The following is a 599-nucleotide window of genomic DNA, read 5'->3' on the forward strand; positions in this document are numbered from 1 at the left end:
GCCCACAGCCGTGCCTAAGCTGGACGCCGTACTGGTCAACCACGCTGCCAACGATCACTTCAGCGTTCCAACCAATCTGGATCTGAAAGGAGCGACTAAAGCTTACCACTCGACAATCTACGTCGATTCATTGATGCAGAATTTGGGCCTGCCTGCTTTCGGTCATACCATTGGAGATCATTTTACCGTCGGGCCGGTGAAAGTTACCCTAACGCCAGCCGACCATGCCTATCAGAATGCCTATCCGGGCATGAGTAAGCGCCATTTCAAGAATGAGGATGCCTGCGGCTTCTGGATCGAAACGCCCGATGGTGTTATTTGGGCACCCGGTGATTCTCGCCTGATTGCTAATCACCACCTTACCCGGCCAACACCTGATGCTATCTTTTTCGATTTTTCGGACAGTGAATGGCATTTCACCTTCGAGGGTGCGGTAAAAATTGCCAATGCGTATCCGAACACGCCACTGCTACTCTGCCATTGGGGATCGGTTGACGCGCCGGATTTTAATCCGTTTAACGGAGATCCTGAAAAACTGGCCAAAGCAGTTATTAATCCAGGCCGCATTAAAGTACTGGCACCGGGTGAACCCTTTATAC

1 protein-coding gene is annotated in these 599 nt (G+C 51.3%); it reads left to right on the forward strand.

The window, feature by feature from the left end; translation table 11 throughout:
- Positions 1 to 10 precede the first annotated feature (10 nt).
- Positions 11 to 599, forward strand: a 589-nt coding sequence (locus tag DT603_RS15820; RefSeq protein ID WP_343037785.1) for an MBL fold metallo-hydrolase, incomplete at its 3' end; no start/stop codon positions are given.

Source organism: Pseudoxanthomonas gei (genome assembly GCF_010119615.1).
In the GTDB taxonomy this organism is placed as follows: domain Bacteria; phylum Pseudomonadota; class Gammaproteobacteria; order Xanthomonadales; family Xanthomonadaceae; genus Pseudoxanthomonas_A; species Pseudoxanthomonas_A gei.